At 59.8% G+C, this 14,397-nt stretch carries 12 protein-coding genes; 9 read left to right on the forward strand and 3 right to left on the reverse strand.

What is annotated here, in order from left to right; translation table 11 throughout:
• The first annotated feature begins 211 nt into the window (after window positions 1-211).
• The 4 genes from nspC to M5B99_RS19010 all read left to right on the forward strand — a co-directional run bounded on the left by nspC (window position 212) and on the right by M5B99_RS19010 (window position 4,942).
• A complete protein-coding gene (gene nspC / locus M5B99_RS18995) occupies window positions 212-1,309 on the forward strand; it encodes a carboxynorspermidine decarboxylase (RefSeq protein ID WP_248805478.1) in 1,098 nt (365 codons plus the stop codon).
• Between the two features lie 27 nt (window positions 1,310-1,336).
• Entirely contained in the window at window positions 1,337-2,581 is a 1,245-nt protein-coding gene (locus tag M5B99_RS19000; protein WP_248805479.1) for a saccharopine dehydrogenase family protein, read from the forward strand.
• Window positions 2,582-2,980: 399 nt separating this feature from the next.
• Entirely contained in the window at window positions 2,981-3,649 is a 669-nt protein-coding gene (locus tag M5B99_RS19005; protein WP_248805480.1) for a dihydrofolate reductase family protein, read from the forward strand.
• Window positions 3,650-3,745: 96 nt separating this feature from the next.
• Complete coding sequence (locus M5B99_RS19010) at window positions 3,746-4,942, forward strand: sugar transporter (RefSeq protein ID WP_248805481.1); 1,197 nt, start codon at window positions 3,746-3,748, stop codon at window positions 4,940-4,942.
• 44 nt (window positions 4,943-4,986) lie between these two features.
• Here the strand turns inward: M5B99_RS19010 and yiaY are convergent, their stop codons facing one another.
• Window positions 4,987-6,135 (reverse strand): L-threonine dehydrogenase, encoded by a 1,149-nt coding sequence (yiaY, locus tag M5B99_RS19015; protein ID WP_248805482.1) that lies wholly within the window; start codon window positions 6,133-6,135, stop codon window positions 4,987-4,989.
• Between the two features lie 247 nt (window positions 6,136-6,382).
• Here yiaY and nosP point away from each other — a divergent pair, with 247 nt between their 5' ends.
• Both nosP and nahK read left to right on the forward strand, forming a co-directional pair.
• On the forward strand, window positions 6,383-7,546 hold the full coding sequence (nosP, locus tag M5B99_RS19020; RefSeq protein ID WP_248805483.1) for a nitric oxide-sensing protein NosP: 1,164 nt from the start codon (window positions 6,383-6,385) through the stop codon (window positions 7,544-7,546).
• A complete protein-coding gene (gene nahK / locus M5B99_RS19025) occupies window positions 7,476-10,118 on the forward strand; it encodes a hybrid sensor histidine kinase/response regulator NahK/ErcS' (protein WP_248805484.1) in 2,643 nt (880 codons plus the stop codon). The genes nosP and nahK overlap by 71 nt, the downstream gene beginning before the upstream one ends.
• A 5-nt stretch (window positions 10,119-10,123) precedes the next feature.
• Here nahK and M5B99_RS19030 read toward each other — a convergent pair whose 3' ends face one another.
• Complete coding sequence (locus M5B99_RS19030) at window positions 10,124-10,789, reverse strand: response regulator transcription factor (protein WP_248805485.1); 666 nt, start codon at window positions 10,787-10,789, stop codon at window positions 10,124-10,126.
• Window positions 10,790-11,125: 336 nt separating this feature from the next.
• Between M5B99_RS19030 and M5B99_RS19035 the strand changes: the two genes are divergently transcribed.
• Window positions 11,126-12,646: an aldehyde dehydrogenase family protein gene (locus M5B99_RS19035; RefSeq protein ID WP_248805486.1), complete on the forward strand. Its 1,521-nt coding sequence runs from the start codon at window positions 11,126-11,128 to the stop codon at window positions 12,644-12,646.
• A gap of 108 nt (window positions 12,647-12,754) precedes the next feature.
• Here M5B99_RS19035 and M5B99_RS19040 read toward each other — a convergent pair whose 3' ends face one another.
• Entirely contained in the window at window positions 12,755-12,964 is a 210-nt protein-coding gene (locus M5B99_RS19040; protein ID WP_248805487.1) for a hypothetical protein, read from the reverse strand.
• A gap of 188 nt (window positions 12,965-13,152) precedes the next feature.
• Here M5B99_RS19040 and M5B99_RS19045 point away from each other — a divergent pair, with 188 nt between their 5' ends.
• Both M5B99_RS19045 and lepB read left to right on the forward strand, forming a co-directional pair.
• A complete protein-coding gene (locus M5B99_RS19045; protein WP_248805488.1) occupies window positions 13,153-13,581 on the forward strand; it encodes a GNAT family N-acetyltransferase in 429 nt (142 codons plus the stop codon).
• A gap of 55 nt (window positions 13,582-13,636) precedes the next feature.
• The gene (lepB, locus tag M5B99_RS19050; RefSeq protein WP_248805489.1) at window positions 13,637-14,305 is read left to right on the forward strand and encodes a signal peptidase I; all 669 of its coding nucleotides are present in this window, start codon (window positions 13,637-13,639) and stop codon (window positions 14,303-14,305) included.
• Window positions 14,306-14,397: the final 92 nt, after the last annotated feature.

Here is a 14,397-nt window from a genome sequence, read left to right on the forward strand (position 1 = left end):
ATCTACCACCCACGAATTCGCCGGCCGCCCGAGAGATCTGGCTTGATCTCCTGGGCCAATCATGGAATGCGAAGAGAGTGGCGAAAAGGTTGTATATCCCTCAAAAAGCATCAAGGTGGGCCGGCGAGTTGAGCTTTCTGCTCTTTCGATCTGTAGTCAGTGAGGGCACAATGCGCATCCTTTTTTGACTGGCCATGTCGGAGGCCTTGAAATGATCAAGACGCCGTACTACCTCATCGACAAACAAAAGCTGCTGGCGAACATGCAGAAGATCGCTTACGTGCGCGAACAGTCCGGGGCCAAGGCCCTGCTGGCACTCAAGTGCTTCGCCACCTGGTCGGTGTTTGACCTGATGCAGCAATACATGGATGGCACCACGTCGTCGTCGCTCTACGAACTCAAGCTCGGTCGACAGAAGTTCGCCGGCGAGACCCACGCCTACAGCGTGGCCTGGGCCGACGACGAGATCGAGGAGATGCTCGACAACTGCGACAAGATCATCTTCAACTCCATCAGCCAGTTGCAGCGCTATACCGAGGCTTCAGCCGGCAAGGTGCGCGGCCTGCGGGTCAACCCGCAGGTGAGCAGCTCGGATTATCTGCTGGCCGACCCGGCGCGACCGTTCAGCCGCCTGGGCGAATGGGACCCGGCCAGGATCGAACAGGTCATCGGGCAGATCTCCGGCTTCATGTTCCATAACAACTGCGAGAACGGCGACTTCGGCTTGTTCGATCAGATGCTGTGCGCCATCGAAGAGCGCTTTGGCCACCTGTTGCACAAGGTCGAGTGGGTCAGCCTCGGCGGCGGTATCCATTTCACCGGCGAAGGCTACGCACTGGATGCCTTTTGCGCGCGCCTCAAGGCCTTCTCGCAAAAGTACGGCGTGCAGGTTTACCTGGAACCGGGTGAAGCGGCGATCACCCAGAGCGCCTCGCTGGAAGTCAGCGTGCTCGACACCCTCTACAACGGCAAGCACCTGGCGGTCGTGGACAGCTCCATTGAGGCGCACATGCTCGATCTGCTGATCTACCGCCTGAACGCCAAGCTGGCACCCAGCGAGGGCGAATACACCTACATGGTTTGCGGTAAATCCTGCCTGGCCGGAGATATTTTCGGTGAGTATCAATTTGATCGTCCGCTGGCCATCGGCGATCGGCTGTCGTTTATCGACGCAGCTGGTTACACAATGGTCAAGAAAAACTGGTTCAACGGCCTGAAAATGCCGTCCATAGTGGTGAAGCAACTCGACGGAAGTGTCGAGGTGGTTCGTGAGTTTGGTTACAACGACTACCTGTCCAGCCTTTCCTAAGCTGGCAGAAAAAAGAGAAATAGATAATTGAAGAAGAACGTACTGATCATTGGTGCAGGAGGTGTCGCCAAGGTGGTGGCCCACAAGTGCGCGCAGCACAACGACGAACTCGGTCGTATTGCTATCGCGTCGCGCAACATCTCCAAATGCCAGGCCATCATCGACAGCGTCAAGGCCAAGGGCAGCCTCAAAGTGCCCGCCGATATCCAGGCCTTCCCGTTGAACGCCCTGGATGTCGAAGCGACGAAGGCCTTGATCCGCGAAACCGAATCACAGATCGTCATCAACGTCGGTTCCTCCTTCCTGAACATGTCGGTGCTGCGTGCCTGCATCGATACCGGCGTGGCTTATCTGGACACCGCCATTCATGAAGAGCCGGGCAAAGTCTGCGAGACGCCGCCCTGGTATGGCAACTACGAGTGGACGCACCTCGAGGAATGCAAGCAGAAGAACATCACCGCGATCCTCGGTGTGGGCTTCGACCCGGGTGTGGTCAACGCCTATGCGGCGTTGGCGCAGCAGCAGTATTTCGACCGCATTGATTCGATCGACATCCTTGACGTCAATGCCGGTTCTCATGGCAAGTATTTCGCCACCAATTTCGACCCGGAAATCAATTTCCGCGAGTTCACCGGACAGGTATGGAGCTGGCAGGACAGCCAGTGGACCAGCAACACCATGTTCGAAGTCAAACGCACCGACGACCTGCCGGTGGTCGGCGCGCAGAACCTGTACCTGACCGGCCACGATGAAGTGCACTCGCTGTCGAAGAACCTCGACGTGCCCAATGTGCGTTTCTGGATGAGCTTTGGCGAACACTACATCAATGTGTTCACGGTACTCAGGAACCTTGGCCTGCTCTCCGAGCAACCGGTCAAGACCGCCGAAGGTCTGGAAGTGGTGCCGCTGAAAGTGGTCAAGGCCGTGCTTCCTGACCCAAGCTCGCTGGCGCCGGGCTATACCGGCAAGACCTGTATCGGCGATCTGGTCAAGGGCACCAAGGATGGCCAGCCGCGTGAAGTGTTCATCTACAACGTGGCGGACCACGAGGAAGCCTACGCCGAAACCGACAGCCAGGGGATTTCCTATACCGCGGGCGTGCCACCCGTGGCGGCCGCCTTGCTGGTCGCTCGCGGTGAGTGGGACGTGCGGCGCATGGCCAATGTCGAGGAGCTGCCGGCTGAGCCGTTCCTCAAGGCGCTGGATGCGATGGGCCTGCCGACCCGTATCAAGGACGCGAACGGAGACCGTCCCTGGGACGGCGAGGCCTGAGACCGCCACGCTAGGTGTCAGGCTCGTTCCCCGTTCCATGGGTAAAAACGCCGCTCTTTGAGCGGTGTTTTTATTGGTGTGCAATGTGTCTGGTCGATGTGTCCGACACGGCGCGGCGCCGCAGGATCGGCGTATGCGTTGACTCATTCGGAATAACCCGGTTCTTGTCGTAACCCACCCGGCCGTCGCCATGTCGAATGAGCAAGTGAAGGCTTTTGCTCCGTAGCTTTTCATCCCCGGTTGACAGGGTGCAAAATGACACGAGATCCATGCAAAACCGTGCCGGGAGCGGTTCTCCGTGACTCTTTCCGCGGATGTTATTCAGAAATGTCTGGAGTTATGCGGCAGAACGGCTGTCGACATGGAGTGAGGCGTCAATCTGTCAATCTAAAGGAGGGCATGAAAATGACACGCGTTCGAGTTGCGGGCTTTACTGTCTCGCTTGACGGATACGGAGCGGGGCCGGATCAGGACATGAGTCATCCGCTCGGCGTGGGCGGGACAGAGTTACACCAGTGGCTGGTCCCGACACGCACATTCCAGCAGGCCCTGTTTGGCGCCGACGCTGGCACAACGGGGATCGATGACGACTTCGCCGCGCGGAGCTTCAAGAACGTGGGTGCCTGGATTCTCGGCAGAAACATGTTCGGCCCGATTCGCGGTGCCTGGCCCGACCTGAACTGGAAGGGCTGGTGGGGGGACAATCCACCCTATCATGTTCCAACGTTCATCCTGACTCATCACGCGCGCGCGCCCATCCAGATGGAAGGCGGAACGACGTTCCACTTCATCACGGGCGGTATTCACGAGGCGCTTGACCGGGCGCGCGAAGCGGCCAACGGAATGGATGTGCGCATTGGCGGCGGACCTGAGACTATCCGGCAATATCTGCATGCGGGCCTCATCGATGAGCTGCATATCGCTATTTCGCCGGTCCTGCTGGGCAGCGGAGAGCGACTGTTCGAGGGGATTGACGCGCGCGCTCTGGGATACGAATGCGTTGAGTTCGTTGCATCGGAGAAAGCCACCCATGTTGTACTCCGGCGCCAGGGGCATAATGACGTCTGACCACCACTAGCAGTGGACGGTGCTGTTGCGCCGCCGGTTAACCGGAACCCTGAACCAGCAGCCAGTTGGTCTTCGATAGCGCATGACGGATTTCAAATGAGTAGCCCCGCCACCGAGAACACCGACAACTGGCAACCGGTCATTGCGCTGGCATTGGCCGCCTTTGTCTTCAATACCACCGAATTCGTGCCGGTCGGCCTGTTGAGCGCCATCGGCGACAGCTTCGACCTGTCCAGCGCACAGGTCGGGCTGATGCTGACGATCTATGCCTGGGTGGTGTCCCTGACGTCGCTGCCGGTGATGCTGCTCACCCGCAACATCGAGCGGCGCAGGCTGTTGATGGTGCTGTTCGGCCTGTTCATTGTCAGCCATGTGCTGTCCAGCCTGGCCGCAAGCTTTGGCGTCCTGCTGGTGAGCCGGATCGGCATCGCCTTGTCCCATGCGCTGTTCTGGTCCATCACCGCGTCCCTCGCGGTGCGGGTGGCGCCGGCGGGCAAGCAGGTGCAGGCGCTGGGCCTGTTGGCGACCGGCACGTCCATGGCCTTGGTGCTGGGGATTCCGCTGGGCCGCTTGCTCGGCGAAGCCATGGGCTGGCGCATCACCTTTCTGGTGATTGCGCTGATGGCGGGCGCCCTGGTGCTCTGGCTGGGCCGAAGCCTGCCGCTGCTGCCGAGCCAGAACTCGGGCTCCCTGAGAAGCCTGCCGGTACTGTTCAAGCGTCCCGCGCTGGTGGCGGTCTACGGCCTGACGGCGGCGGTGATCACGGCTCAGTTCACAGCCTATAGTTATATCGAGCCGTTCATCAAAACCGTGGCCGGCATGAGCGGCGAGGTGGTGACCCTGATCCTGCTGCTGTTCGGCGGTGCTGGGATTTTCGGCTCGCTGCTGTTCAGTCGATTCAATCGGCAACACCCGCAGCGTTTTCTGCTGGCGACCACGTTTTTGCTGGTGCTGTGCCTGGCGTTGCTGTTGCCTTTGAGCGGCGAGGTCTCGACGCTGGGGGTACTCAGCGTGTTCTGGGGCATGGCGATCATGGGCTTCGGGCTGTCGCTGCAATCGAAGGTGCTGGTGCTGGCACCGGACGCCACCGATGTGGCAATGGCGCTGTTTTCGGGGATCTACAACATCGGTATCGGTGGTGGGGCGCTGGTGGGCAGTTGGGTGGGGCGGCAACTGGGGTTTGCCTATGTCGGCGTGGTTGGGGGCGTGTTGGCGGGTTTGGCGCTGGCTTTCTACGGCCTTTCGGTCTATCGCGCGGGCCGGGCCGGGGCGCTCAATCCTGATCGAACTTGAGCGCCAGGAGACCGGTCGGGTTCCTGGCACCCATCGTGTCGCAATCACATCGCGGCGTGGAAAATCTCTTCGATTTGCGCCTGTTCGGCAGTCCGCGGGTTGGTGAAGCCGCAGGCGTCTTTCATGGCATTGGCCGCCAGTGTCGGAATGTCCGCCAGCTTGACGCCCAATTCCGCCAGACCACCTGGAATGCCAACGTCCAGGGACAACTTGCGGATGCCGGCAATCGCCACTGCCGCGCCTTGCTCGTGGTCAAGATGTTGGGTGTCGAGCCCCATCGCACTGGCGACGTCCGTCAGGCGAGCCTGGGAAACGCTGGCATTGAAGCTCTCTACGTGTGGCAGCAATATTGCGTTGCAGACACCGTGGGGCAGGTCATAGAAACCACCCAGTTGGTGGGCCATGGCGTGCACATAGCCAAGGGAGGCGTTGTTGAACGCCATCCCGGCCAGGAACTGTGCGTAGGCCATATTCTCCCGTGCCTGCATGTCGCCGCCGTTGGTGACCGCGTTGCGCAGGTTGGCGGAGATCAGCTCCACGGCCTTGAGCGCGCAGGCATCGGTGATCGGCGTGGCCGCGGTGGACACGTAGGCTTCGATGGCGTGAGTCAACGCATCCATGCCAGTGGCGGCAGTCAGGCCTTTGGGCATGGCGGCCATCAACGAAGGGTCGTTGACCGACAGCAGTGGTGTCACGTTGCGGTCGACGATGGCCATTTTTACGTGGCGGGTTTCGTCGGTAATGATGCAAAAGCGCGTCATCTCACTGGCCGTGCCCGCGGTGGTATTGATGGCAATCAGTGGCATTTGTGGCTTGGCGGACTGATCGACGCCCTCGTATTCACTGATATGCCCACCATTGGCGGCACACAAGGCGATGCCCTTGGCGCAGTCATGGGGCGAGCCGCCGCCGAGGGAGATGATGAAGTCGGCGCCGCTGAGCTTGAGTTGCTCCAGACCGTTTTCGACGTTACTGACGGTCGGGTTCGGTTTGGCCCCATCGAATATGGTCGCCTGGATGTCCTGTGCCTCGAGCAGTTTGGCGACCTTGTTCGCGACACCTGCTTTTGCCAGCCCGGCGTCGGTGACGATCAGCGCGTGATGGAAGCCGTATCTGCGAATGGCGACCATGGCTTCATCGAGACTGCCGATGCCCATCATGTTTACGGACGGAATGAAGAACGTGCTGCTCATGACTAGCCCTCGTTATTGTGATTATTGGCCCGAACGGCCGGTGGTGCATTCATCAAGACGGACTCATCCTAGGAACGATGGCATGACGGTTAAATGGTCCTTTAGTCCTCGCAATGGGGGTCTTTGGTCGTAATGGCACGCGGCTTCCTCCCATCGCAGGGGTGACCCCCTACCGAAGTAGGATACGGACCCGGGTCCAGTCTTCGTAGACTGAGGGATCAGACAGCGCACTTTGCGGAAGGCGACTATGCGACAGACCCAAACCGACGGCGTAGTTAGCGCGATGTCGATGGCAACCGAAGCGCAAGAGGTGGCCCAGGAGCTGGCACGGCAGCTATTGCACCCGCACTTGGGGTTTGTGCTGTTCTTTTGTTCGGTCGAATACGATTTGCGGGCCCTGGGCAGTGCGTTGCAGCAGAGCTTTGGCGGCATTCGCGTGGCGGGCTGTACCAGCGCCGGGGAAATCACCCCGCAGGGCTATGGCCGAGGCTGCGTGACCGCGGTGGGCTTTGATCATCGGCATTTTTCCATTGCCGCGGAGCTGATCGACGAATTGGAGCGTTTCAGCCTGATCGACGCCCAGCAAATGGTCGAGCGACTGGTCGGCGGCTGTCGCAGCAATAGCCTGGCGCCGATCAAGGGCAACAGTTTCGCCCTGACGCTCCTCGACGGCCTCTCCAGCCGCGAGGAAATGGTCCTTGGGGCGCTGAGCGCCGCCTTGGGCGATATCCCGCACTTTGGCGGCTCTGCCGGAGACGATAACTACCTGACCCATACCCATGTGTACTTCGGCGGCGAATTCCACAGCGGCGCGGCCGTGGTGCTGTTGGTCAATACCTGGCTGGACTTCGAAGTGTTCACCACCCACCACATTCTGCCGCGTGCGGAAAAGCTGGTGGTCACGCGCGCCGACCGCAGCACGCGCCGGGTTTACGAACTCAATGCCGAGCCCGCGGCCGAAGAATACGCGCAGATCATCGGGGTGCCCGTGGCGCAGCTCAATCACCAGATTTTTGCCGCCCACCCGCTGGCTGTCCGTATCAACGATCAGTACTACGTCAGGGCCATTCAACAGGTCAATCCTGACCTGAGCCTGAGTTTTTACTGTGCGGTGGAGAACGGCATTGTCCTCACGGCCATGACGCCTGGCCCCTTCCTACCGAACCTGCAGACGCTGTTCGATGGCTTGCGGGAGCGCTTGGGGTCGTTGCTGCTGACCATCGGCTGCGACTGTTTCCTGCGGCGCCTGGAGCTGGAAGACGATGGCAGCGTCCAACAGATCGGCGCCTTCCTGCGCGAGCAGCAGGTGATAGGTTTCAACACCTACGGAGAACAGTTCAATGGCATGCATATCAACCAGACCTTCACCGGGGTCGCTATTGGACGCAACCGTGCAGCCATCTCCCGCTGAGCTGCTGGCGCAGATCGAACAACTGCAGCGCGATAATCACAAGCTGCGGCGGATCAATACGGCGCTGATTGAACGGGTCGAGTCCGGAACCGCGAGAGGCAATGATTCCTATGCGGCCTTTCAGCACTCGGTGGTCCTGGCCGAGCAGGTCAGGGAGCGTACCGATGCGTTGAATCAGGCCATGGCCGAGCTCAAGGCCAGCAACAATCTGCTCAGTGACGCACGCCTGCGGGCGGAAACGGCCCATCAACATCTGGTCGATGCCATTGAAAGTATTTCCGATGCGTTCGTGCTGTTCGATGAAGACCAGCGCATCGTGCTGTTCAACAGCCGCTTCAAGGCGTTCTGGGCCAACAGTCGGGTACGGATCATCGCCGGCATGCGCTTGACCGAGGTCAAGCGGTTGCTGGCCAGTACCGGGCTGTTCAGTGAAGAGCCACGCCACAGCGCCGACGCACACCTGCTCTATCGTCTGAATGATGGTCGCTGGTTGCAGGTCAGCGAGCGGCCGACCCGCGAGGGTGGCCGGGTGATGCTGTTTACCGACATCACGGAAGTCAAGCTCAGCGAAACCATGCGCCGCGAGCAAGCCGTCGCGCAAAAGTCGCACCTGCTGCAACGGGCCGTCGACAACCTGTCCCAGGGTGTTGCGATGGTCAACGCCGAGGGCATCCTGGAACTGTGGAATCGGCGTTTCCTGGAGCTGAGCGGGCTGGCCCCGGTTGCCGCGCACAGGCTGTTTTCCGAGGTCATCGCCGACAGCGAACTGGAGCTGTTGACGCCGGCCAGCCGCGACGCCAACGGCCGGGTGATCCATGAGCGGGAGCAGCGGCTATACGATGGCCGGGTGCTGGAAATCCGCACGCATCCCTTACCCACCGGTGGTTTCGTCAACACCTTCACGGACATCACCGAGCGCTACCAGCATGCTGAAGCCCTCAGCGAGAGCGAGCGCTGGATTCGCCTGATCACCGACCACGTGCCTGCGCTGATTGCCTACCTGAACGCCGATCTGGTCTATGAGTTCACCAACAAGGTCTATGAACAGTGGTACTGCTGGCCGCGTGGCGTGATGCTTGGGCAGAGCCTGCGCGAAGTCCATAGCGAAGAGCACTACCAGCGCCTGGAAACCTATGTCGAACGCGCCCTGGCGGGGGAAAGCGTGACCTTCGAATGCCCCGAGATCAACATCAACAATCAGGAGCGCTACATGCTGCGCTCCTATGTGCCCAATCGGTTGGCCAACGGTGAAGTGGTCGGCATTTTTGTCTTGATCCGCGATATCACCGAACGTCGCCGTACCGCCGAAGCGCTGCACCAGGCGTATCAGAACCTTGAGCTGCGCGTTCGCGAACGCACCACCGAGCTGACCACCCTGAACAGCCAACTGCTGCGCGAGATCGATGAGCGCACTCGGGTCGAGTCGCGTCTGCGTGAAGCCAAGCTCGAGGCCGAGCAGGCCAACCTGTCGAAAACCAAGTTTCTGGCCGCCGTCAGCCATGATCTGCTTCAGCCGCTCAATGCGGCCCGGCTGTTTACCAGTGCCTTGCTGGAACGCCGCGAGCCGGAGGCCAACGCAATCCTGGTGCGCAATGTCAGCAATTCGCTGGAAGATGTGGAAAATCTGCTCGGGACGCTGGTCGATATCTCCAAGCTGGATGCCGGGGTGATCAAGGCCGATATTGCACCGTTTGCCCTGAGCGAACTGCTGGAAAACCTGGCGGTCGAGTTCGCGCAAGCGGCCAGCAGCGAGGGCTTGCGCCTGGCGTTCGTGCCGTGTTCGGCGCTGGTACGCAGCGATATCCAGTTGCTTGCGCGGATTCTGCGCAACCTGCTGAGCAACGCCATCCGATACACCAGCACTGGCCGTGTGGTACTGGGTTGTCGTCGGCATCGCCAGCGGCTGTCCATCGAGGTCTGGGATACCGGTATCGGGATTGCCGAGAACAAACTCGAGGAAATTTTCCAGGAGTTCAAACGCGGCGATGTGCAGCGGCCCCATCAGGATCGCGGGTTGGGGCTCGGGTTGGCCATTGTCGAAAAAATCGCCGGAATACTCGGGCATAAGATCAGTGTCCGCTCGACCCCCGGCAAGGGCTCGATGTTTGCCGTCGAAGTGCCGCTGACCCTCAGCGCGCCCAAGCCACAGATCCAGTTACCCATGACCGAGCCCATGCTCGAGCGGTTGCGCGGGGCACGGATCTGGGTGCTGGACAATGACGCGACGATTTGCGCGGGGATGCGCACACTGCTGGAAAGCTGGGGTTGTCAGGTTGTCACCGCGCTGTCCGAGCAGGACTTGGCGCGGCAGGTGGATAACTATCGTTGCGACGCCGACCTGCTGATTGCCGATTATCACCTGGACCATGAGCAGAACGGTGTCGATGTCGTGGCAACGATCAACGCCCGACGTGGCTTGCCCTTGCCGGCGCTGATGATCACGGCCAACTACAGCAACGAACTGAAGCTGCAAATGCGTGAGCTGGGCCACACCTTGATGCACAAGCCGGTGCGGCCGATGAAACTCAAGACTGCCATCAGCCATCTGCTGGGCAAGGAGTCGGCGGGTTGATCCACTCAGCGTCGCAGGTAGGCGGTGAAATCGATATCCCCGGCGCTGAGAATCGCCTGGACCCGGTTATGCACGTTGAGCTTGCGCAGGATGGCCGAGACGTGAGCCTTGACGGTGGTCTCGGCGATTTCCAGGGTGTAACCGATCTGCTTGTTCGACTCGCCCTTGGTCATCCGTTCCAGGACCAGCAATTGCTTGCGGGTCAGGGACTGCAGTAACTCCGGCGCAAAGCCGGGGGCGCTGTTCATGCTGCGGCGGGTGTCGGTTTTCTGCGAGTGGATGATGTCCGCGGGCAGATAGACGTTGCCGTTGAGGATCTGTTCGATGGCTTCAGTCATCTGCGCCCGTGGCGAAGACTTGGTAATGAAGCCCACCGCCCCATACATGATGGCTTGCAGCACGATCTGTTTGTCCTGTTCGGCGGACACGATCACCACCGGGATGGTGGGCGCCTCGTTGCGCAGATTGATCAGACCATTGAGGCCGTGCATGCCAGGCATATTCAGGTCGAGCAGAATCAGGTCGAAGTCGTCATGGCGCTGAGTCAGTGCCAGCGCGCTCTCCAGGTCGGCGGTTTCCATCACTTCGCTGCCCGGAAAACCGTCGCTGATCACATTGGCGATGGCTTCACGAAACAGCGGGTGATCATCGGCAATCAGAATTTTGTACATGGCCTTTCACCTATTTATTTTTGATTGCGGTGGCGGCGGGGCGTATCCGTTGTCCAGGGAAAGGCAGCAGGGTATGCGGCATAAGGGGCGATTCCTTTCTTGTAATGACGGCATTACATGCCACTGCCCAGGCTTTGTGAATGCGACGATAGTCAGGTAAACCCGTACTAAAGTACGAGCTGTTGCGCGTTTGCGGTTTTTCAGGGGTAGGCAATTTACGACTAAATGACAAGGTGACCCCTGCCAAGGGCGCATTCGTTTGGCGGCGCAGGCTCTCTAACATCTGTTCATCGCCTGTGCGACCCACAGACAACGACCCGAAAAGAGGCCTCAATCATGATTTACGCACCCCCCGGAACCCCAGGCGCTGTCGTTTCTTTCAAATCGCGCTACGGCAATTACATCGGCGGTGAGTTTGTCGCGCCGGTCTTTGGCGAATACTTCACCAATACCTCGCCGATCAACGGTGATGTGATTGCCGAGTTCCCGCGTTCCACCGCCGCGGATATCGAACTCGCGCTGGACGCCGCGCATGGGGCGGCGGATGCCTGGGGCAAGACCTCGGCACAGGATCGCTCGCGGGTCCTGTTGAACATTGCCGACCGCATTGAACAGCATCTTGAAGTGCTGGCTGTTACCGAAACCTGGGACAACGGCAAGGCCGTGCGCGAAACCCTGAATGCCGACGTTCCGCTGGCGGCCGACCATTTCCGTTATTTCGCCGGTTGCATCCGTGCCCAGGAAGGCGGCGCCGCGGAGATCAACGAACTGACCACGGCTTATCATTTCCATGAACCCCTGGGCGTGGTGGGGCAAATCATTCCGTGGAACTTCCCGCTGCTGATGGCGGCCTGGAAGCTGGCGCCCGCGCTGGCGGCGGGCAACTGCGTGGTGCTGAAACCGGCGGAACAAACGCCGCTGTCGATCATGATCTTCGCCGAGCTGATCAACGACCTGCTGCCACCGGGTGTCTTGAACATCGTCCATGGCTTTGGCCGTGAAGCCGGCGAGGCGCTGGCCACCAGCAAGCGTATCGCCAAGATCGCTTTCACCGGCTCCACTCCGGTGGGCGCGCACATCATGAAATGCGCGGCCGAGAACATCATTCCAAGTACGGTGGAGCTGGGGGGCAAGTCGCCGAATATCTTCTTCGAAGACATCATGCAGGCCGAGCCACAGTTTATTGAAAAGGCCGCCGAAGGCCTGGTGCTGGCGTTTTTCAACCAGGGCGAAGTCTGCACCTGCCCATCGCGTGCCTTGATCCAGGAATCGATCTACGACGCGTTCATGGCTGTCGTGATGCAGAAGATCAGCAAGATCAAGCGCGGCGATCCACTGGACACCGAGACCATGGTTGGTGCCCAGGCCTCGGAGCAGCAATACGACAAGATCCTTTCGTACCTGAAGATTGCGCAGGAGGAGGGCGCGGTGCTGTTGACCGGCGGCGCGGCGGAGCGCCTGGAAGGCGACCTGTCCAGCGGCTACTACATCCAGCCGACCTTGCTCAAGGGCAACAATAAAATGCGCGTGTTCCAGGAGGAGATCTTCGGCCCGGTGGTGGGCGTGACCACCTTCAAGGACGAAGCTGAAGCCCTGGCGATTGCCAACGACAGCGAGTTTGGCCTGGGCGCCGGTCTCTGGACCCGTGACATCAACCGTGCCTACCGCATGGGGCGGGCGATCAAGGCCGGTCGCGTGTGGACCAACTGCTATCACCTGTACCCGGCGCATGCCGCGTTCGGTGGCTACAAAAAGTCCGGTGTCGGCCGTGAAAACCACAAGATGATGCTCGACCACTACCAGCAGACCAAAAACCTGCTGGTCAGCTACGACATCAATCCGCTGGGCTTCTTCTGATGCGCTGAGTCCTTTACCGGCAAACGTTTGATACGGCAGGAACCAGGCATCCCCTCGTTCCTGCCGCGCGTTTTCTCCCTTCCTGGGCTGTCGCTGCAATCGAAGGTGCTAATGGAGTGTCACAACCCTGCGGCTTTCGCCGATCCGGATCCTGTCCAGCGCCCGGTTCAACGCGTCCAGGGCATCGAGGAGTGCTTTTGCCTCGGTCTCCCTGCCATCACCCCACAGGCGTTCGGCCATTTTGTTCAGGGCCTGGATTGACCTTTCGATTTCAGCAGCCGTTGCTGCCGCGCTAGGCGCCGGCTTTGTCTTTGGCATTTTCAGAACTTCAACTCTCGGGGGCTGATTTATTTATCATGGCAGGATCTCTCCTGGAAACGTGTTTTATCCATGGAGAGGGCGGGTAACCACTCAGGCCTAAGTATGGGGTTGGTTGTCGGGCACGACTGGAGGAGGGGCGTCGAGCTACCTCGAGCTTGTCGCGTAAAGGTATCCGGGAGAAAATCGTGAGCTTACGAATCGAGATAAAAGAGGCGCCTCAAGAGGCCGATTACCAGGCAATCCTGGCGCCGTTGATCGACTACAACCAGGCACAAATCGGGCTGGCGCAAGCTGAAAAGCTTGCGCTCTTGATCAAGGATGAAACGGGCAACACGCAGGGTGGTTTATACGCCAAGGTTTTCGGACAGTGGCTATTCATTGAGTTGCTAGTGGTGCCGGAAGCCGCCCGAGGGCAAGGAGTGGGGGCGAAGCTGATGAACAAGGTGGAAGTGCTGGCCCGGGAGAAAGGTTGCCAAGGCATTTGGCTGGACACCTTCTCCTTCCAGGCGCCGGACTTTTACCTCGGGCTTGGCTTCAGCATCTTCGGTGAGCTCAAGGATTACCCGGTCGCCGGACACAACCGGTTCTTTATGCAAAAGCGGTTTGATAGTTGAGTGATAACAGGCCGAGTAAGTGGCCCAGATAGCCCTTTCAGTCTTGCGAGGATGTATGCAACGTTGGTTGAGCCGGTACCGTTACGCGATCATTTTCTGGCTGTGCTTTGGCGTTTTCCGCACATCCCTGGCCGATTGGAATCCCATCCCCTCCGGATCCATGCGCCCGACCCTGGTCGAGGGCGATGTGGTGCTGGTGAATCGGGTGGCTTACGACCTCAAGCTGCCCTTCACGGATATTTCCCTGGTCAAGGTCGATAATCCTCGCAGGGGAGATGTCGTGACCTTCACGTCACCCAAGGATGGCATGCGCCTGATCAAGCGGATCGTGGGCATTCCCGGCGACACTCTGGAAATGAGGAATGAGGTCCTGTGGGTTAACGGCACCCCGGCAATCTACCTGGATCCGCAGCCTATCAGCGAGCCTGTCGCCTCCGGGAAAACTGTCCCGGCTATCAAAATCACCGAGCTTGCAAACCATCGCCAGCGGACCGTCCAGTTTATGCCGGCGGTACGTGCGCTACGCAGTTTTGGTCCTGTCGTGGTGCCCGCCGACAGTTATTTCATGTTGGGAGACAACCGCGATGACAGCGCGGACTCGCGGTATATCGGGTTTGTACCACGTCGACTGTTGATCGGGCGGGCGCACCATATCCTGGCGTCAGCGGAGATCCTGGATCATTGGATGCCGCGGTTCCGGAGATTTGGCGCGCCGATATTGTGAGGCGCGGAGCGGGTGACTTGAGGGCCTCTTCGCCGCACCGCCACGAAGCTTTTTGAGACCTACACGGTCTCCGCCACCTGCGCCCGACGCAT

This window comes from Pseudomonas sp. MWU13-2100, from assembly GCF_023242365.1.
Lineage (GTDB): Bacteria > Pseudomonadota > Gammaproteobacteria > Pseudomonadales > Pseudomonadaceae > Aquipseudomonas.